Here is a 19,685-nt window from a genome sequence, read left to right on the forward strand (position 1 = left end):
TATAGGTAATGACAGATACATGACATGTAAATGTCGGGGTAAAGGCAGGGCGGATAGGATACATTTGCTTCATAATCTAAAACTAAAAATCATGAAGAATCAATCAATTGCCGAAAGACTAAAGTATCAGAGAAAAATCAAAGGATTATCTCAGGAAGAACTATCCCTAAGAACAAATGTTACCGTGCGTACTATACAACGTATAGAGAACGCAGATGTGAATCCGCACCTTAATACCATTAAACTTCTTGCCGCAGCCTTGGATGTTGCAGTAAATGACTTATTACCCCTGGATGACCCAAAGGAAGAAACCATAAAAAAGAAATGGCTGTTACTTATACATGCCACTCCCCTTTTAGGTCTTTTCATTCCGTTATGTAATGTATTAATACCTCTTTTCCTTTGGATACATAAAAGAGAAGACAACCCTATTTACGACAAACACGGTATAAAAGTCATCAATTTCCAAATCTCGGTATTAATATATGCCGTATTATCATTTGTTGCCTTAATGACCATAGGTACCGGTTTAGGCTTCCTTATATTCATTCTTACCGTACCTTTTTGCATTGCAATAGTGATATTCAATATCATTTACGTGTTAAAAAAAGATAAATGCTACTACCCGCTATCTATTCCGTTTTTAAAATATAAAAAAGGAGCTACCTCAAAAATACTGGCTGTTATTCTCATTATGGCCTTTGTTAGTAGCTGTAATACCAAAAGCAACAATACTATTGAACGTTTAGACGGTAGTACTATTATAAAAGATTCTGTTAGCTACAAAATTGACCACCTTACAAAAGAGGCTAATGTAACAGGGATGGCTGTAGCTATATTTAATAATAATCAACCGGTATATGAACATGTAACAGGCTATAAGAATGGAGCTGAAAAATTACTGCTAACCGATTCAACAAGTATTTATGGGGCATCCCTAAGTAAGGCTGTATTTGCTGTTCTTACTATGAAAATGGTTGAAGACGGTGTGATTGATCTTGATACTCCGCTTGAGTCCTACCTGCCTAAAAAGATTTATGAATACGATGCACAAACAAAATGGCATGACGATTACAGGAATTTAGAAACAGACAGTCTCTATCATAAAATAACAGCCCGCATGTGCCTTGCTCATACTACCGGATTCATTAACTGGAGATTTTTTGAACCCGATATGAAACTAAAAGTACACGGTACTCCGGGTGAAAAATACTCTTATAGCGGTGAAGGCTTTGTATACCTACAGGTAGTACTGGAAAAAATTACAGGTAAAAACCTGGAAGAACTGGTTCAGGAAAATATTTTCAAACCATTAGGAATGGATCATTCTGCTTTTGAATGGAAACCTGAATTTGAAAAGGATTTTGCTTACGGGCATGCTAAAGACGGAAACCTTTACGAAAAAGACAAGGATAACGAACCCAGATCAGCCAGTACTATGGAAACTACCTTTAGTGATTATGTGAAGTTTTTAACCGCTGTGCTAAATAATAAATTAATCAGTAAGGAATCTACCAATGAGATGTTTAGCCCACAGGTAAAAATAAACTCTCTTACCCAGTTTAATGAAGGTGCTAAACTTACTACCGATAAGTATGAGGATATCAAATTAAGTTACGGACTTGGATGGGGATATCTTGAAACTCCTTATGGTATAGGTGTTTTTAAAGGCGGGCACGGTAGCGGATTCCAGCACTACTCCATTATCTTCCCTAAATCAGGAAAAGGAATATTGATTATGAGTAATTCTGATAATGCCGAGAGTGTTTTTAAAGAGCTTTTAGAATATAGTATTGCCGATAAATACATGCCGTGGCAATGGCTAAACTATATACCTTACAAATAATATAAAAGGGAATATCTCAAAAATGTCATTCTGAATATAACGCAGTGGAAATGAAGAATCTCAAACTATTTTAGAAGAGATTTTTCCTATCGTCAAAATGACAATGCGTAATCATTAGTGTTTTTGAGATATTCCCTTTATTTATATTATCATTATACTCTCTAATTAATAGCGCCTTTACGCTTATTAGGTCGTATAATCATACGTAGTGACTGATCTTGAGAGAAATAAGCAATCATCCAGTTCCATGCTGTAGCAAACCTGTTACGGTAGCCTATAAGCGACATCACGTGGATAAACAACCACATTAACCATGCAATAAAGCCTTTAAAGTGCATAACAGGCTTAGGTAAATCTACCACTGCCTTATTTTTACCTATAATAGCCATAGAGCCTTTATCATTGTACTTAAAAGGTTTTAATGTTTCTCCTTTTAATTCCTTTTTAAGATTCTCTGCCAGGTGCACTCCCTGCTGTATAGCTGTTTGTGCCAATTGCGGATGCCCGTCAGGGAAAGCTTTATCAACATTAAGCATTATACAGGTATCTCCTAAAGCATATACATTTTCGGTACCCTGTACTTTATTATGTCCGTCAACTAACATTCTTCTGCCCCTGCCGTAACATTCCTGCGGAAGCCCTTCAAATACCTTAGCCCATACACCTGCTGCCCAAATAAGGTTTTTTGTGGTTATGGTTTGTCCGTCAGCAAAGTGTACAACATCATCAACATAATCGGTAACACGGGTATTCAGTTTAACAATAACTCCAAGTTTAGTAAGAGCATCAAGAGTATCCTGCTGTGAAGCCTTACTCATAGGCCCTAACAAATTAGGTCCGCCATCCACAAGGTAAATATTACTCACTGTTGTAGATAGCTCAGGGTATTCCTTACGTAAAATACCATTACGCATTTCGGCAAACATACCCGATACCTCCACACCTGTTGGTCCACCACCCGCAACAACAATAGTTAGGTATTTACGGCGTTCCTTACTGTTTTTACAAATAGCTGCCTTTTCCATTCGTTGTAATAATTTATTACGCATTTCAATGGCATCATTAAGCGTTTTCATAGGGATGGCATTTTTCTTTACGTTTTCCATCCCAAAATAGTTACTCTCTGCTCCTGTTGCAAAAACAAGTTTATCATATTCCAGTTCGCCGTTGCTTAATATTACTTTATTCTCGGCTAGGTTAACCGACTCAAATTCGGCAAGGCGAAACTGTACATTTTTCTTTTTTCTGAAAAGTTTCCTGAATGGGTAGCTTATACTCGAAGGTTCTAAGTAAGCCGTAGCTACCTGATAGATAAGAGGCGGAAAAAAATTATAGTTATTTTTATCTACCAGTGTTATCTTAAAGTTTTCATTTCCGGCAAGTTTTTCGGCCAAATTAACACCGGCAAAGCCTCCGCCAATAATTACAATTCTCATAGATGCGATTTTATGTGATAGTACCTGCTTTTTATAAGTTTCACATACTCATAAAAGCTCTATAAATTTACGCTTTAAAAAGCTATTAACAATACGTAACCTCCTTAATTTGTAAGATTTATGAAAACTTTTGGTTTTTAAACTGTAGGTTATAATTTACACTTAAAAAGCAGTTTTAAATTGCTTAAGTTCCTTATAAGAATGTTAATATTATAGTATTTAAAAAACAGGCTTAATAACTTAGTCACACAACAAACACACCTCCCATGATTGCATATTCTAAAAGAAAACTCATGAAACCTATTGTAAAAATTATAAAGGATACGTTTATCGGCTTTATGCAGGATAAGGGGCTAAAACTTAGTGCCTCCCTCTCCTACTATACGGTTTTTTCGTTAGCTCCGTTACTTTTACTTATAATATCACTAACCGGACTATTTTTTGGCAAGGAAGCCGTTGAAGGTAAAATTTTTGCCGAAATTAACGGACTAATAGGTAGTGACGCAGCTTTACAAATACAAAATATTATTCAGAATCTTGAACTATCAGGCAAAACAAATATCTCCATGATTGTGGGAGCAGTAACCCTTGTTATTGGTGCCACAACAGTGTTCAGTGAAATACAGGATTCCATCAATATGATATGGAAACTAAAAGCTAAGCCAAAAAAAGGATGGCTAAAACTTATCAAAAACCGATTACTTTCGGGCTCTGTAATTATAGGGCTGGGATTCCTGCTAATAGTATCATTACTGGTAAACGGTGTATTACTGGCGTTAAGTGATACCATGAGGTCTTATTTCCCACAAATAGCCGTTATATTAGTTAATGTTATAGATATACTTATCAACTTCGGGGTAATAACAGTATTATTCGGGGTAATTTTCAAAGTACTGCCCGACGCCCAAATTTCGTGGAAAGATGTAAGGGTTGGAGCCTTTTTTACGGCCTGTCTTTTTATGCTGGGACGTTACCTTATAGGGTTGTATATTGAAACCACCGCAGCCGGATCTCCCTATGGAGCAGCCGGATCAATAATAGTCATACTATTGTGGGTATATTTCTCGGCAGCTATATTATACATTGGTGCCGAATTTACCAAGGCCTATTCAGAACATATAGGCTCGGCCATCAAACCTGCCGATTATGCAGTGTATGTAGAGGAAAAAGAAACCGAAAAGGAAGTAAAAGTGCTCCCCATAACAGCTCTCCGTAGCAGGGAGAGCAAATCCAGATAAAAAATAAAGCAGTGTAATTACACTGCTTTTTGCATTATATAATCTTCCATAAGGTAACCGTTACCTATATCAATATCTTCCTCCCCTGCTTTAACAAAGCCTATTTTTTCATAAAACCCAATAGCAGTATTATATATGTTTACGTTTAATGATATAACAGTATTATTATTATCTGCAGCTATTTGTGATATCTTATCAATAAGAGCACGCCCGGCACCTTTACCCTGTGTTTGAGGTAGTACATATATTTTATGTACTTTGGTTATAGGTTTATTATTGTAGTTAAGCTCATAAGAGGCAAAACCCAAATAACCACTCTCATCTCTTATAAGTAAAAACTCATGATCTTTTTTTTCAATTTGCTCATTGTAAGCAGTTTGACTATACATCATTTCAAACATATAGGTAATTTGGTCGTTAGTGAGAATATTTTTATATGTTTGTGGCCAAACTTTTTCGGCCAGGGTGTGAACTAAGTTATAGTCACCAAAGCCGGCTTTTATAATTTCCATATTAAGTGCAATTTATTTAAAACCCTTATAAATAAAGGGTTTAACACGATAGCATAAAGGTATAAAAATTATTGGCACAGTAATTGGTTATTTATAATCAAACAGCAAAAAATTAATTTTTTGGGCAAATAAATACTTTGAGACTATGAAAACGAGAATATTACATATAGCCCTTTTTGTTTTACTTTCTGTAAATCAAATTTTCGCTCAGGACGTTACCACCGTTAGGGCTAACAGCAATGATATAAGCGATAACTTAGACCTTAGGGCAGTTGCCTCTATTTTTGGGGAATCGACCGATCTTGAAGACTTTGAAAGAAGAATTAACGATCCGGATGCCAGAATATCGAACCTTGACCTTAATGGTGATAACTATGTAGACTACCTTAGAGTGGTAGAAGCAACACAAAGCAATACACACTTAATTATACTACAAGCCGTACTTGGTATAGATAACTATCAGGATATTGCTACTATTGAAGTGGAAAGAAGCGGCAGTAATGTACAGGTACAGGTAGTAGGTGATGTTTACATGTATGGTGATAATTATATATATGAACCGGTATATGTTTCAAGACCGGTAATATTTGATGTGTTTTGGGCAGTATCATACCGTCCGTACTACTCACCATGGTATTGGGGTTACTACCCTACTTACTACAGCTACTGGGCTCCGTGTCCTGTGTACAGATACAGAAACAATATCCACGTACACATTAACGTAAACAACACTTATAACTATGTAACTACCAGAAGAAGCTCCAGAGCGGTAGCCATGCATAACACAAGGAGAAGTAATGCTTATGAAAGACAACATCCTAACCGTTCGTTTACAAGCAGAACAAACTCTACTAACAGATATGCACTGGAACAAACAAGGGAAAGCTCACGAGTACAACGTTCGGCATCAACATCTGCCAGAAATTCTTACACTACGCCATCCCGCGTATCTCAGGACAATAATTATAACCGAGGCAGAAGCTTAAACTCTGCAAGAACAGATAATAACGGAAATGTAAGGGTAACAACACCTTCAAGAGGTTCGGCAATTACTTCACCTTCTACAAGAAGTAACGGTAACAGCCAGAGTACAAGAACCACTACTTCACCGTCAAGAACAAACGGTAACAGTAATACTGTAAGATCTACCCCATCATCATCTTCAACCAGAAGTTATGATGCTACACCTTCGAGGAGTAGTTCTCCGATGATAAGGAGTAACCCTTCATCTGGCAATAACAGTTCTTCTACAATCAGAAGTTCATCGCCTTCAAGAAGTAGTTCTCCGGCTGTAAGATCGAGTTCTCCGTCAAGGTCCAGTAGCCCGTCAATAAGAAGCTCTTCACCTTCAAGAAGCAGTAGTCCTTCAGTAAGGCCAAGTTCACCTTCAAGGAGCAGTTCTCCGGCGAGAACATCATCTCCTTCTAGGTCATCAAACAACTCAAGAAATTCAAGAGGTTAATTATTTACTATAATTCTATCATGTAAAACACTGTTGTATCCATCACAACAGTGTTTTTTTATTGTACACGTTTGGTACGTATTGCCTCTACCCATTCATTTTTCCCACAAACCGAACAAACAGCACTTGTAGGTTGTAACTGTTGTACATTAGCACAAAACGTACAGGCATATATCCCTGATTTCGGTACTATAGTACTTTTCAAATCAAATAGCTGAGGACGTATAGGGAGTCCGTACTTTATGGCATCCTCTTCATAAAAATACACACTAATAGCACCGTTTGTTTCTATATAAGCGTTTTTAACCTGCCCTAAGTGCTCTATTGATTTTAATCTGAGTTCGGCAAAAAACTCATCTTTGGCAAGATCTTCCCTTTCAAAGTTATTAATGGAAAACTGTCCGTCTTCCACAAAACACTGCACCTTACCTTCCATAAAAATTTCAAACTTCTTGCTCTTACCCAGTAATACTGTTATAACTCTATACATAATAAGTATACATACAAAAACGGTTATAGCAGGTATAATACCTACGTCTTTATAAAACATAGGGTCGCCGGCAGCACTGCCAAGCGAAATAATTATTACTACCTCAAAGACTGAAAGTTGCTTTACTCCTCTCTTTCCGGTAAGCTTTAGCGTTAGTAAAACCATAACAAACATTACCACCGTTCTAAACACAACTTCAAGCAAAAAAGAGACAGGTAAATCATTAAAAAATATCCTATCCCATTCAAAAAAAGTATTCATTTTCAGTATTTTAAATTGAATCATCTTAAAATTACTACTAATATTTTCTTACTTAACAAACATTAGCACAACTTTAGTACAGCCTTAAAACAAGAGCCGTTTTTGATGCCTTAATTTTATAGTACTAAAATAATTTACTAACCATCAAAAAAATAAAAATCATGGAAAAGAGAGTAGCCATACTGGCGACTAATGGATTTGAAGAGAGCGAATTACAATCACCAAAAGAATATTTGGAACAACAGGGCTGGACTGCCGAAATTGTTAGCCTGGAGAGTGGTACTATCAAATCGTGGACAAACGGCAACTGGGGGAAAGATTTCACGGTAGACCGTACTGTAAGTGAAGCCTCTGTATCAGATTATCATGCATTGGTATTACCGGGCGGTGTTATTAATCCTGATTTATTAAGAAGGGATAAAAAAGCGGTTCAGTTTGTGAAAGATTTCTTTGAACAGAAAAAACCTGTAGCCGCCATTTGCCACGGTCCGCAAATGCTTATTGAGGCCGATGTGGTAGACGGCAGAAAAATAACATCGTTCTCATCGGTTAAAACAGACCTTATAAATGCAGGAGCAAAATGGACTGATGAAGAAGTGGTTGTGGATAACGGACTGGTTACAAGCCGTACCCCTAACGACCTGCCGGCTTTTAATAAAAAAATGGTAGAGGAAATTAAAGAAGGTAAGCACGAGCTGCAAAGAGCATAAATTAGGGTTAATACTTTAATTCACCGAAAGCTTTTAGAGATTGTTTCTAAAAGCTTTCTTTTTTATATTTACCTATAAACTAATCATACCATGAAAACCATTTACCTTTTTATAGCACTTTGTATGACAACCATTTCACAAGCACAGCTTAAACCTGTATCGTATAACGACGGAAACCAAAAACTTAACGGTTTTGCAGCGATACCCTCTAAACCGAATAACAACAATCCCGGCATACTAATACTCCCTGCCTGGAAAGGGATTAATAATCACTCTAAAGAAGTAGCCCAAAAACTGTCTGGCATGGGGTATCACGCTTTTATTGCCGATATTTATGGTGAAGGCAACTACCCTACCAATACTAACGAAGCCGCACAACAGTCAGGGCACTATAAAACCAACTATAAAGAGTATCAAAAAAGAATAACACTGGCATTGGAACAACTTATTAAATCAGGAGCCGATGCTAATAATATTGTTGTTATAGGTTACTGTTTTGGAGGTACAGGTGCACTGGAGGCTGCCAGAGGTAACCTTAATGTAAGAGGTGTGGTTTCTTTCCACGGTGGGCTTGGTAAAGATGTCTCGAGAGAAAACAATACCATCACAACAAAAGTATTGGTATTACACGGTGCAGATGACCCACACGTTCCTCAAAGCGATATACAGTCGTTCCAACAGGAAATGAACAGCAGCAATGCCGACTGGCAAATGGTTTACTATAGCGGTGCCGTACATGCTTTTACCGAAAAAGAAGCCGGTAACGATAACTCAAAGGGTGCTGCCTATAATGAAAAAGCCGACAAAAGAAGTTGGGAGCATTTTTTATTATTCTTAAAGGAAGTACTTAAATAATTTTTTTATGTTTGTGAAAATTATAAACCTTACCTAATACATGAAATTTTTATACACCCTTTCATTTTCAATTCTTTCCCTAACTTTAACTGCACAAACAACAGAGGATAATTCTTCTAAGAAAGCCGTTGAAGAAAGTACATATGAAAAAGACTTTGAACAACTAAAGGAACTCCACATTGCTTATGAAAATTCTGAAGATAGAGTAAAGCACTTAAAACTCATGGATGATTTTTATGATAAAATCAAAGAGCTCAGAAAAATGAGAGATGCTATAGGCAATGATGTAAATGCAACACTGGAGTGGATAAAAAACAACCTTGATAAAACCCAATTCACCAGCTATGAAGAGGCAAAAAAAGAATGGGATAATATACAGACTGTTGGAATGACCTCATTTATGAAGAATCAGGAATATTTTAATTTCATGCAAAAATGCTTACTAAAATATGGCCCTGACATATTAAGAAAAGTTATGGAAGAAGCCATACCAAACCCATATACTGATTTTTAAAAATCAAAAACATATTACAAAAAGCCAAACTTAAAGTTTGGCTTTTTTGTTTTTTATTATCTTTTTTTTATAGTTTTAACACCTAAACAACAAATTAACAAACCGCCTCTAATTATTAAAACTATGTCTGGTGATTTACGTACCGAAAAAGAATGCGAAAACTGCGGGTATACTGTAGATGTTGCCTACTGCTCCAAATGTGGACAAAAAAATGTTGAAACGCGTCAGAGTTTTTGGCATTTAATAACCCATTTTGCCGAAGATTTTACCCATTATGACAGTGCCTTTTGGAAAACCATTAAATACCTACTGTTAAGACCTGCTAAACTAACTAAAGAATACCTTGAAGGTTACAGGCAACGCTATGTAGCACCAGTGAAACTTTATATTTTTATAAGTTTTATTACCTTCTTTTTACCCAACCTATATCCTGACTTTACAAATAAAGATAAGGAAACAACAGAACATGCTGCTCAAGAAATACAGGAAGAAAGACATGTAACTCTTGATGAAAAAATAAATACTAAACAAGATATATCTATAAGAAAATTAACTTTTAATGAAACTGGTTTTTTGATAAGTAATCCTATGACTTATAAATCCATAAAAGAAATGGATTCTATCGAGGCAATAAAACCAGAACACCTCAAATTAAATTCGTTTAAATATAAAATAGGAAAAAAAATACTAACTCTATATAAACACAATACCCCCTTACAAGTAGGAGAAAAAATTATGGAATCTGTAAGTCATAATATCTCTAAAGCTATCTTTGTATATATGCCGTTTTTTGCTTTTATACTATGGCTCTTTCACGGTAAAAAAAGGTGGTACTTTTTTGATCATGGCATTTTTACATTACATTATTTCTCTTTCTTACTATTAGCAACTTTAATGTTGGCAACTATAGGACATTTCATAATTCCAATTGAAACTGATTTTTCCAATATATTGGTAGCTATATTTGTTCTATTAACAATGTTATGGACTGTATATTATTTTTACAGGTCACATAGAAAAATGTATCATGAAAAATGGATAATTAATTTTATAAAATGCACATTAATGTTAATTATAAACCTTGTATCAATAATTTTTCTAACAATCGTTTTTATAACATTTGCATTTTACAACCTGCATTAAATTCCTATCTTTAAGCTCTTAATAAACCAAAATATATTTATGAATAGATTATTGCTGCTTTCGTTGTCCTGCCTTGCAATATCATGCGGGTCGACAAACACAAAAAATAAGGATTATGTATCCAAGTACATGAATACTATTACGGCAGATGATTTAAAAACACATCTTTACATTGTAGCATCAGATGAAATGCAGGGTCGTAATACCGGAGAAGAAGGACAAAAAAAAGCAGGTAAGTACCTTATTAGCCAGTATAAGGCTAATGACATATCACACCCTAAAGCAGCAGAAGGCTGGTATCAAACCGTACCGTCTGAGTTTATGAGAAGACCGTTTAGTCCTAAACTTAATGATTCTGAAAACATTTGGGCGTTTATTGAAGGAACCGAAAAACCGGAAGAAATACTTATTATCTCTGCTCACTACGACCACGTAGGTATGAAAAACGGAGAGATATACAATGGTGCCGATGATGACGGATCGGGTACTGTAGCGCTTCTTGAAATAGCTCAGGCATTTATGAAAGCTAAAAAAGACGGTCACGGTCCAAAACGTTCCATCCTTTTCCTTCACGTTACCGGTGAAGAGCATGGGCTTCATGGTTCACGTTACTATTCTGAGCATCCGTTATTCCCTATCGCTAATACTATAACCGACCTAAATATCGATATGATAGGCCGCAGGGACGACGACCATAAAGATGATGGTAATTATGTATATGTTATCGGGTCAGACAGGTTAAGTACCGATTTACACAACATAAACGAAGAGGCAAACAAAAAATACGTTAACCTGCAACTGGATTACAGATACAATGAGCGAAACGATCCTAACCAGTTTTACTACAGGTCAGATCACTACAACTTCGCTAAAAAAGGAATCCCTATTATATTTTACTTTAACGGTGTACATGCTGATTATCATCAGCCAACCGATACACCCGATAAAATTGAATATGACTTACTGGCAAAAAGAGCCCAACTTGCTTTTGTTACTGCTTGGGAACTTGCAAACAGAGACGAAAGACCTGTTGTAGATAAAGACGGTAAATAAACACTATAGATATAAATAAAAAACTCCGGTACAGTACTGGAGTTTTTTATTTTTTGTTCTTCTTTTCTTTTCTTGAAAAACTGTTACTCACAAAAAGTATTACATTCTCTTTGTTGTTTTTCTTCTTCTTTAAAATATCCCAGTTAATAATCACCCCTACTACACATATAGCCATAAGGGTAACTAAAAGAGAGATATAAATTACATCGTTTAAACTATCTATACTACCTAATTGTATACTGAAAAAATACAGAGATACAAAAAACATAATAACAGACAGCAGCAGTGAAAACAGCTTCATTTTTCTTTTTCTTTTTTTGCCAGCAATAAAATGTAAGGAATAACAAGTACAGTTTTAAGGGGAAAAGTATATTACCATTTTCATTCCCTCATAGTACCTGAGTTTGCCCGCCTACATGTTAACATACTTATATCGGGCAAAATTAGAAATTATTATGTGTTATTAACTTTTTTTTAGGTTAATTTTCTCACTTTAACAGTTGTTGAAAATTTTAAAGTTCGGTAACCTTTGTCTTATAAAAGTTAACGTAAAAAAAGTTTTCGGGATTAATTCCCTCTTCTATAAGGATGTTTTTGATGTGATCTGATTTTTCATCATTATGAGATGCTTCTAACTGTAAAAAATCCAGAAACTCATTTATATGTTCAAATTTAAAACTAAGTCGGGTTTTAAGCGAATACTCTGTAATGCTAAACTGAGCCTGCCCCATTTCCATTCCTGCTTCCTGTAAAGCAGCTAATATTATTTTAAAATTCTCTTTCATCACTCAGCAATTTATCGTTTAAGCAAAGTATCAATAGTTACACGCATAGCCTCAATAGTATCCCTTTGAGCTTCTATGGTTTTTAGTAGTGCGGCATTTTCCGCCTTATATACAGCAGCTTCCTCCATAACCTTTTGCATTCCTGATGCCGGAGTATGCCCCGTGTATTTCTCACTAAGATCATGATTTACAAAATCGTCCATGGAAAACCGGTATTCACTACAAATCTTCTGGATAGTGTCAATTTTAGGATGAGAAATACCTCTCACATATGTACCCACAACACTCTTATTGAGACCAAATTGAGCCCCAAATTCATCTTGTGACAACGAGTACCTGTCACATAAAAACTTTATGTTCCGCCCAATGTAATCGTTCATGAGTAAATAACATTATAATTTAAGCCTATTGAGGGACAGCTTTAACAATGAGATACTATCATAAAGGTACACAAATAAAAAAAGCTTCGGGCACTACTACGAAGCTTTTTTCTGTTTAAATGGAGATTGTTAGCCTCACTACATTTTGTCATCTTCAACAATCTGTACTTTTCCTGTGGGCACTCTCCCACTTTTATCTTTTACAATAAGCACGCCAAAAATGTTTAAAGGTATTTCTATTGGCTCACTTTTCTTTTTAATTTCTTCTACAAGGTGTTCATAATCGGCACTGTTAAGCACTAACGAATCACCTTTTTCAATCTTTTTTGCAAACAGGTAATCCCTTATTGCAGAAACGCTTATGCGACTCCCTATGTTAGTATACTCAGACATGACATTTTCTCTTTCCTCATTAAGTCACAAAAATACGTACACTAATTCAAAAAAATACTAAAATTTTACTAATTATTTAAAATTTTAAGAAACTTCAATTTTTTTTTAGCAAAAAATAATAAACATTAGTTAAATATAGATTACATTTTTATTAAAACAAAGATTTTCATGTGTTTTTTATTTAATTTTAGAAAAAAGTTTGAAAACTATGAAAAGACCCCTTTTATTAACCCTATTTACCGTAATTACCTTACTTGCAGTATTTTCCTGCAAAAAGAAAACCGAAGAAGAAAAAGAAATTGAAGAAATTGCTCGTGCAGATGTACACGAACATGATAATATTATACCCATAGACACCACAAAATTTGATGCTTTTTTTCAAAAATATCCCGATTTTAAAAAGTTTGAAGGAGAGATAAAAAAACTATACCGCAAGCACGATCATTACATATGGCATGATGATAAGGGACTAATTGAATTTGCCGATGTACTACATCATTTATCCTCAAATCTTGAAGAGGAAGGCGTTAAAAAAAATATGCCCTACAAAGATAGTGTAGACCAGTTATTTTTTGCAGGAAACAGTAAGCCTGATACAGAATCTGAACTACTGGTAAGCTCCATGTATTTCTATTATGCCAAAAACGTACTGCAGGGGCTTGACCCATCAGAAAGTGAAGCGACAGGCTGGTATCTGCCGCGTGACAGGGTAGATTATGTAAGCTACCTTGACACCCTTATGAGAAAGCCCGAACTGATTAAAAAAGACAGAGACGAGGTTTTCACTCAGTATTACAACCTTAGAAAAGGACTTGAAAAATACCGTACCATTGAAAAGAACGGTGGATGGAATACCAAAATTGCTTTTGAGGAAGGTGTAAAATCAATTAAACCCGGAGATTCATCGGTTACTGTAACAGAGGTTAGAAAAAGGGTTTTTACAGAAGGTTACCTTAAAAACGATTCGGGTAGCAAAGTATTTGACGACGAATTGCTTACTGCTATTAACAGGTATGAAAAAGTACATTACAGAAACCAAAGTAAAGCTATCACTAAAGATATTCTTGCTGAACTTAACGTTCCGGTAGAAGAGCGTATAAAAACCATTACTGTTAATATGGAACGTTGCCGTTGGGTACCTTCATCCATAAACAACGAGAAGGAATATATAGCGGTAAACATCCCTTCATACAGGTTATATTATTTTAGAGATAAAGATACCGTGCTAATATCTAATGTGGTTGTGGGTAAAGCACTACATAAAACCGTAATTTTTAGCGGAGAAATGAGCTACCTGGCATTTAGCCCTTACTGGAATGTACCTACAAGTATTCTTAGAAACGAAATAGAGCCCGCTATTGCCAAAAACCCTGATTACCTTGCCCAGCACAATATGGAATGGAACGGTAAGAGTGTAAGGCAAAAACCGGGTAAAAACAACTCATTGGGGCTGGTTAAATTTATGTTCCCTAATTCAAATAATATTTACCTGCACGATACTCCGGCAAAAAGCCTGTTTAGTAGAGAAGACAGAGCCTTTAGCCACGGGTGTGTAAGGGTACAAAAAGCACGTGAACTTGCTATAGCTATTACCTCAAAAGACGGAGGATGGACCGAAAAACAGGTAGATGCCGCTATGCATAAAAGCAGTGAAAACATATACAGGCTCAAGGAAAAAATCCCTGTATTCCTTACCTATTTTACGGCTTGGGCCGATAAGAACGGTAACGTAGTATTTTTTGATGATGTTTACAAGCGCGATGACCGACTGGCAGATATGCTATATATGTAACAAAATCCCCTCACTTGAGGGGATTTTTTATATAATATCGGTAATATAAACCGAAACAGGTTCCTGTAGCAATTCGGTTGATTTTTCAATAAATCCTGTTATGTAAGGCTGCTTATTGTGCAGGTCTAGGTCTTCCCTACTCTTCCAAATTTCATGGAAAATAAAAACATATGGTTCGGTTTGTGACTGATGCAATTCATACTTAAGGCAGGCTTTTTCCTTAATGGAATAAAAAACCATTTCCTGCAACGTAGCCTTTGTTTCCTCCATTTTTTCAGGAAGGCTCTTTACTATAGCAGTTAAATTAATTTGCGACATGGGTAAAAACTTCGGTAAGGTGTTGGTTATATACTTTAACATCCTTCTCTACATCGGCATTCTTTTCCACGTCATGGAAATGAATACTTTTAAGTGGCTGCATACCCGTAAAAGCATTCATACGGTGAAAACCGAATAATGGTCCTTCATCAACACTTTTTTCCATAAAAAACTCACCCGGTAAAGTAAAGGCTTCTTGCGGTGCATTCCATGAAGTGGTTAGCATATATTTCTTGCCATGCATTAGTCCGCCTGTACCATAATTTATTGCCGGATTTTCAGATGATCGTCCGTCACTCCTATATATACCTTTGTTATGTCCTACGGTAAATACCTCATCAATATACTTTTTAAAATTATGAGGCAATTGGAACCACCATATCGGCGTATGATAAATAATCACATCGGCCCAGGTAAACTTATCAACCTCGGCAACAGGGTCATAATCATCACTAATATGTGTAACCTGCACTTCATAATCTTCATTTTCAGCAAAAAAGGCTACCGTCTCGTTAGCTATGGTTTCATTGAACTTCCCTCCCGAATGACCAAAGCTTTGACCTCCGTTTATTACAAATATTTTTTTCATTTTATGTTTCCTTTAAAATTTACAATGCAAAGTTATTACGGGTTAACCTATTATAAAAATAACATAATTCATACCTTTGTATTATTATAATAATAGTTTAGCTATGGTAAATTTAGAATGGTATCGTACGTTTAAAACCATATACAAAACCGGAACACTTACCGGTGCTGCCGAGGAACTTTACATCTCCCAACCCGGTGTTAGTTTGCATTTAAGTTCACTTGAAAACTACACAGGGTACAAACTTTTTGAACGAAGGGGGCGCCGAATGATACCTACCGAAAGAGGTAAGGCACTATACAATTTTATTATCGAACCAATTACCAAACTGGAAGAAGCAGAAAAAAGCTTTCAGCGCAGTACCGAAAAGCATACACCAACAATAAGTATAGGTATGTGCTTTGAAACTTTTCAAACAACACTGGAGCCTTATATTGCTTTCTTTCCGTTTAATATCATTATTAAGTTTGGGGAATATCCTGAAATGGTGGATAGTCTTGAAAAAGGAATACTCGACCTTATTATTACACCTCAGGCTATAAACAGTAAGGATATTGATTACGAACCTTTCTCATACGAAACCATAGTCCTTGTAGGTGGTAACAATACAGACGATAAAGCCCTGAATTCACTCATCAAAAAAGATAATCCTAAAGACATAGAAAAGTGGCTGAAGGAACAAAAATGGTATGGCACAACGGGCGATATGGAACATTTAAGGCGTTTTTGGAAGCAAAACCTAGACAAGCACCCTGATTTCAGACCTAACTATATAGTTCCCAATCTCAACTCCATTGTGCGCTGCCTAAGCAGCGGTACGGGACTTGCCGTTATCCCCGATTTCCTATGCAGAAAAGAGATAGAAAGCAAACAGTTAAAACTGCTTTGGGAAGGCAAAAACAAGGTGGTGAATACCCTAAACTTCGGTACGAGAAAGAAAACAATATATGCCGATGAAATAGAAAGTATCAAAAAAATATTCAGGGAAGAAATGGGAAGACCAACACCTTAATATTTTAACATTTTGCAATTACCTAAATCATAGTCACATGCGCGCTATCGCCCAATATAGTTGCAAAATCGGAAAATTTTTCGTAATTTAACAGGGTAAAATTTTGTTAAAACACCTTATACAATTACTTCAATGAAAACACAAAAAATCGTTATCCTTTCGGTCATACCGCTATTAATTCTGGCTGTATTATGGATAACCACACAGGCATTCCATATGCTCAGTGCAAAATCAGACACTCAGGTACTGGGTGGTGTGATTTTGCTGTGTGTTACTTTTTTCTTCCTTCTTAAATCAATATTATACATACGTAAAAAACTATTTTAAAAACAATGAAAAAGAGAATTACATTTATTTTTACCGCCATTATTTTAGGCGTATTCATGCTTATTGCATTTATTTCGTGTAACGAACGTATAGACGCAGGTTACGAAGGTATCCTGGTTAAACTATACGGTAGTGACAAAGGGGTTCAGGATGTAAGCCTTGTTACCGGTAGGGTTTGGTACAATCCACTTACAGAGGATGTATACGAATTCCCTACCTATGTACAAACCATAAACTATGAATCGTTTACGGTTAATGCTAAAGACGGTTCGGTTTTCTCGGTAGATCCTACCCTATCCTTTAAGGTTAAAGACGGGCACAGTCCGGTAATATTTAAAAAGTACCGTAAAGACATAAAGGAAATTACCGAAACTACCCTGTTCAACTACATTAAGGATGCTTTCCGTATTGAGTTCAATAAGTATACTACCGATAGTATTATAAGTAACCGTGAAAGGTTTGAGCATTCTATTCAAACCAATATGGGCGACTTACTGAACAGAGAAGGTTTTTCACTGGAACAAATGACAAGCGGTATAGAATATCCTGAATCAATCACTCAGGCTATTAATGCCAAAAATGCCGCCGTACAACAGGCCATGAAAGTTGAAAACGAGCTTAAAATTGCTCAGGCAGAAGCTAAAAAACTAATTGTACAGGCAGAAGCTGAAGCCCGTGCTAACGAACTGCGTAAACAATCGTTAAACAGCCTGCTTATTCAACAGCAGTTTATAGAAAAATGGGATGGTAAAACCGCCATATACGGTAACTCCCCTGCTTTCTTTAAAAGTGTAAACTAACACGTTAAAAACAAAACAGTTACTATATAATCCCGAAGCCGGTGCTTCGGGATTTTTTGTTTCTTAAAATTGGCTTAAGAAACAGCTACAGGCATACGCGCAGCACCAAACCAAGCGTTAATTTGTATAAATTTATAATCATGAAAAAAATACTAATCTTACTATTACTGATAAGTGCTCCGGCTTTTGCCCAAAACTGGAACAACAATATAGATGATGCCAAGGCACTTGCTGCCAGGGAAAATAAAAATATCATTCTTGTTTTTTCGGGGTCAGACTGGTGCGCTCCCTGTATAAAACTGGACAGGAACATATGGCAGTCGGATGAGTTTAAAAAAGAATCAGCCGAAAAATGGGTGCTTCTTAAAGCCGACTTCCCTAAAAAGAAACAAAATGCCCTGCCGGAAGCACAACAAAAGCATAACGACCAACTGGCAGAAAAATACAACCGTGAAGGCTATTTCCCTCTGGTTGTGGTAATAGACAAAACAGGAAAAGTACTGGGTAAAACCGGTTTTAAAAATATATCCCCTAAAGAATACATCGAACTGTTGCATTCAATGGAAAAATAGGCCATGAAAAAAATAATATTCTTTTTGCTGCTGCTATGCTTTACAGGCAGCTACGGGCAAATAGCCCACAAAAGGAAACTCTCCATGCTGGGAAGCCCTTTTGAGATTACAGTAGTAGCAAAAGATACGGTACAGGCTAACAAATACATAGACCTTGCCGTTGCAGAAGTAAAACGTATAGAAAATGTTATATCCGACTGGATCCCCACTACGCAGGTTTCGGCAATTAATGATAACGCCGGAGTAAAGCCCGTAAAGGTTAGCGAAGAGCTGATGGCGCTTATTGAAAGGGCGATCAGGATATCCAAGCTAACCGATGGGGCTTTTGATATTTCGTATGCCTCAATGGACAGGATTTGGAAGTTTGACGGCAGTATGAAAGAAATGCCATCGGAAGAAGCTATTAAAAAATCAGTTGAGAAAATAGGATATGAAAAAATAATCCTTGATAAGAAAAACAGTACCGTATTCCTTAAAGACAAGGGAATGAAGTTGGGAATGGGCGGTATTGGTCAGGGGTATATAGCCGATAAGATAAAAGAACTGCTTTATACCAACGGGTGTACATCGGGGCTTGTAAATGTATCGGGCGATATTAATGCTTGGGGCAGACAGCCTGACGGAAGTCAATGGACAGTAGGTATTGTAAACCCAATGAACAAAAACAAGGTGTTTGCGATGTTCCCGCTGGAAGACAGCGCTATTGAAACATCGGGCAGTTACGAAAAATATGTGGTGTTTAACGGTAAGCGCTACTCTCACATTATTGACCCGAGAACGGGTTATCCGGCAACGGGAATTGTAAGTGTTTCGGTATTTGCAAAGACTACCGAAATTTCAGATGCACTGGCTACTTCGGTTTTTGTAATGGGTATTGAAGTTGGTCTCAACCTTATAAACCAGCTTAAAGGCATAGAATGCATAATAGTAGACGATAAAGGAAACATTCATGTTTCACAGAATATAGATATAGAGAAATACAAACCATGAAAAAGATACTAATACTGGGCGTAGTGCTAATGGCGCTACAATCGTGCAACTCGGTTAAAGAATACGAGAAACAGTATATAAACGATCCCGATATGAAACTATCGGCACGCCCTACCGAACGTTTTGAAACCAATTTTCAGGTATACAGGGAAGCTGCAGCAGGTGCTAACGGAGGAAAAACAGGAGGAGGCTGTGGCTGTAATTAAG

24 protein-coding genes are annotated in these 19,685 nt (G+C 36.4%); 15 read left to right on the forward strand and 9 right to left on the reverse strand.

All coding sequences use genetic code 11. From position 1 onward, the window contains the following. Positions 1-91: 91 nt before the first annotated feature. Entirely contained in the window at positions 92-1,846 is a 1,755-nt protein-coding gene (locus tag GN157_RS14935) for a serine hydrolase (protein WP_197429472.1), read from the forward strand. Between the two features lie 161 nt (positions 1,847-2,007). Here the strand turns inward: GN157_RS14935 and GN157_RS14940 are convergent, their stop codons facing one another. Continuing rightward, entirely contained in the window at positions 2,008-3,282 is a 1,275-nt protein-coding gene (locus tag GN157_RS14940; protein WP_157484306.1) for an NAD(P)/FAD-dependent oxidoreductase, read from the reverse strand. 266 nt (positions 3,283-3,548) lie between these two features. On the opposite strand from GN157_RS14940, the gene GN157_RS14945 reads away from it, so the two are divergent. Then, a complete protein-coding gene (locus GN157_RS14945; RefSeq protein ID WP_157484307.1) occupies positions 3,549-4,520 on the forward strand; it encodes a YihY/virulence factor BrkB family protein in 972 nt (323 codons plus the stop codon). A gap of 17 nt (positions 4,521-4,537) precedes the next feature. Here GN157_RS14945 and GN157_RS14950 read toward each other — a convergent pair whose 3' ends face one another. Continuing rightward, positions 4,538-5,032, reverse strand: coding sequence for a GNAT family N-acetyltransferase (locus tag GN157_RS14950; protein WP_157484308.1), 495 nt, complete (start codon positions 5,030-5,032; stop codon positions 4,538-4,540). Positions 5,033-5,177: 145 nt separating this feature from the next. On the opposite strand from GN157_RS14950, the gene GN157_RS14955 reads away from it, so the two are divergent. Beyond that, entirely contained in the window at positions 5,178-6,494 is a 1,317-nt protein-coding gene (locus tag GN157_RS14955; protein ID WP_157484309.1) for a hypothetical protein, read from the forward strand. Between the two features lie 58 nt (positions 6,495-6,552). Here GN157_RS14955 and GN157_RS14960 read toward each other — a convergent pair whose 3' ends face one another. Next, the gene (locus GN157_RS14960; RefSeq protein ID WP_157484310.1) at positions 6,553-7,245 is read right to left on the reverse strand and encodes a DUF421 domain-containing protein; all 693 of its coding nucleotides are present in this window, start codon (positions 7,243-7,245) and stop codon (positions 6,553-6,555) included. 161 nt (positions 7,246-7,406) lie between these two features. Here GN157_RS14960 and GN157_RS14965 point away from each other — a divergent pair, with 161 nt between their 5' ends. The 5 genes from GN157_RS14965 (at position 7,407) to GN157_RS14985 (ending at position 11,520) form a co-directional block, all read left to right on the forward strand. Next, positions 7,407-7,955: a type 1 glutamine amidotransferase domain-containing protein gene (locus tag GN157_RS14965; protein WP_157484311.1), complete on the forward strand. Its 549-nt coding sequence runs from the start codon at positions 7,407-7,409 to the stop codon at positions 7,953-7,955. A 90-nt stretch (positions 7,956-8,045) separates the two neighbouring features. Further along, complete coding sequence (locus GN157_RS14970) at positions 8,046-8,810, forward strand: dienelactone hydrolase family protein (protein ID WP_157484312.1); 765 nt, start codon at positions 8,046-8,048, stop codon at positions 8,808-8,810. Positions 8,811-8,850: 40 nt separating this feature from the next. Beyond that, positions 8,851-9,324, forward strand: a complete 474-nt coding sequence (locus GN157_RS14975) for a hypothetical protein (protein WP_157484313.1) — start codon at positions 8,851-8,853, stop codon at positions 9,322-9,324. A gap of 123 nt (positions 9,325-9,447) precedes the next feature. After that, on the forward strand, positions 9,448-10,467 hold the full coding sequence (locus GN157_RS14980) for a DUF3667 domain-containing protein (protein ID WP_157484314.1): 1,020 nt from the start codon (positions 9,448-9,450) through the stop codon (positions 10,465-10,467). A gap of 39 nt (positions 10,468-10,506) precedes the next feature. After that, positions 10,507-11,520 carry a M28 family metallopeptidase gene (locus GN157_RS14985; protein ID WP_157484315.1) on the forward strand — a complete coding sequence of 338 codons (1,014 nt, stop codon included), beginning with the start codon at positions 10,507-10,509 and terminating at the stop codon, positions 11,518-11,520. Positions 11,521-11,566: 46 nt separating this feature from the next. On the opposite strand, the gene GN157_RS14990 is transcribed toward GN157_RS14985, so the two are convergent. The 4 genes from GN157_RS14990 to GN157_RS15005 all read right to left on the reverse strand — a co-directional run bounded on the left by GN157_RS14990 (position 11,567) and on the right by GN157_RS15005 (position 13,078). Then, a complete protein-coding gene (locus tag GN157_RS14990; RefSeq protein WP_157484316.1) occupies positions 11,567-11,821 on the reverse strand; it encodes a hypothetical protein in 255 nt (84 codons plus the stop codon). A gap of 211 nt (positions 11,822-12,032) precedes the next feature. Beyond that, positions 12,033-12,305, reverse strand: a complete 273-nt coding sequence (locus GN157_RS14995; RefSeq protein ID WP_157484317.1) for a hypothetical protein — start codon at positions 12,303-12,305, stop codon at positions 12,033-12,035. An 11-nt stretch (positions 12,306-12,316) separates the two neighbouring features. Next, complete coding sequence (locus GN157_RS15000) at positions 12,317-12,685, reverse strand: helix-turn-helix domain-containing protein (RefSeq protein WP_157484318.1); 369 nt, start codon at positions 12,683-12,685, stop codon at positions 12,317-12,319. A 138-nt stretch (positions 12,686-12,823) separates the two neighbouring features. After that, positions 12,824-13,078 carry a hypothetical protein gene (locus GN157_RS15005; RefSeq protein ID WP_157484319.1) on the reverse strand — a complete coding sequence of 85 codons (255 nt, stop codon included), beginning with the start codon at positions 13,076-13,078 and terminating at the stop codon, positions 12,824-12,826. 208 nt (positions 13,079-13,286) lie between these two features. On the opposite strand from GN157_RS15005, the gene GN157_RS15010 reads away from it, so the two are divergent. Continuing rightward, positions 13,287-14,870, forward strand: coding sequence for a L,D-transpeptidase family protein (locus GN157_RS15010; RefSeq protein ID WP_157484320.1), 1,584 nt, complete (start codon positions 13,287-13,289; stop codon positions 14,868-14,870). A 27-nt stretch (positions 14,871-14,897) separates the two neighbouring features. Here the strand turns inward: GN157_RS15010 and GN157_RS15015 are convergent, their stop codons facing one another. Both GN157_RS15015 and GN157_RS15020 read right to left on the reverse strand, forming a co-directional pair. Beyond that, positions 14,898-15,188, reverse strand: coding sequence for a putative quinol monooxygenase (locus tag GN157_RS15015; RefSeq protein WP_157484321.1), 291 nt, complete (start codon positions 15,186-15,188; stop codon positions 14,898-14,900). Beyond that, a complete protein-coding gene (locus GN157_RS15020) occupies positions 15,175-15,777 on the reverse strand; it encodes an NAD(P)H-dependent oxidoreductase (RefSeq protein WP_157484322.1) in 603 nt (200 codons plus the stop codon). The genes GN157_RS15015 and GN157_RS15020 overlap by 14 nt, the downstream gene beginning before the upstream one ends. Positions 15,778-15,880: 103 nt before the next feature. On the opposite strand from GN157_RS15020, the gene GN157_RS15025 reads away from it, so the two are divergent. From GN157_RS15025 to GN157_RS15050, 6 genes are all read left to right on the forward strand, one after another. Continuing rightward, positions 15,881-16,789: a LysR family transcriptional regulator gene (locus GN157_RS15025; RefSeq protein WP_157484323.1), complete on the forward strand. Its 909-nt coding sequence runs from the start codon at positions 15,881-15,883 to the stop codon at positions 16,787-16,789. 132 nt (positions 16,790-16,921) lie between these two features. After that, positions 16,922-17,116 (forward strand): hypothetical protein, encoded by a 195-nt coding sequence (locus GN157_RS15030; RefSeq protein ID WP_157484324.1) that lies wholly within the window; start codon positions 16,922-16,924, stop codon positions 17,114-17,116. Between the two features lie 5 nt (positions 17,117-17,121). Beyond that, positions 17,122-17,916 (forward strand): prohibitin family protein, encoded by a 795-nt coding sequence (locus tag GN157_RS15035; protein WP_157484325.1) that lies wholly within the window; start codon positions 17,122-17,124, stop codon positions 17,914-17,916. A gap of 140 nt (positions 17,917-18,056) precedes the next feature. Then, entirely contained in the window at positions 18,057-18,488 is a 432-nt protein-coding gene (locus GN157_RS15040) for a thioredoxin family protein (protein ID WP_157484326.1), read from the forward strand. 3 nt (positions 18,489-18,491) lie between these two features. Next, positions 18,492-19,478, forward strand: a complete 987-nt coding sequence (locus tag GN157_RS15045) for an FAD:protein FMN transferase (RefSeq protein ID WP_157484327.1) — start codon at positions 18,492-18,494, stop codon at positions 19,476-19,478. Further along, the gene (locus GN157_RS15050; RefSeq protein ID WP_197429473.1) at positions 19,475-19,684 is read left to right on the forward strand and encodes a DUF4266 domain-containing protein; all 210 of its coding nucleotides are present in this window, start codon (positions 19,475-19,477) and stop codon (positions 19,682-19,684) included. The genes GN157_RS15045 and GN157_RS15050 overlap by 4 nt, the downstream gene beginning before the upstream one ends. Position 19,685 lies beyond the last annotated feature (1 nt).

The organism is Flavobacterium rakeshii (assembly GCF_009741375.1).
Lineage (GTDB): Bacteria > Bacteroidota > Bacteroidia > Flavobacteriales > Flavobacteriaceae > Flavobacterium > Flavobacterium rakeshii.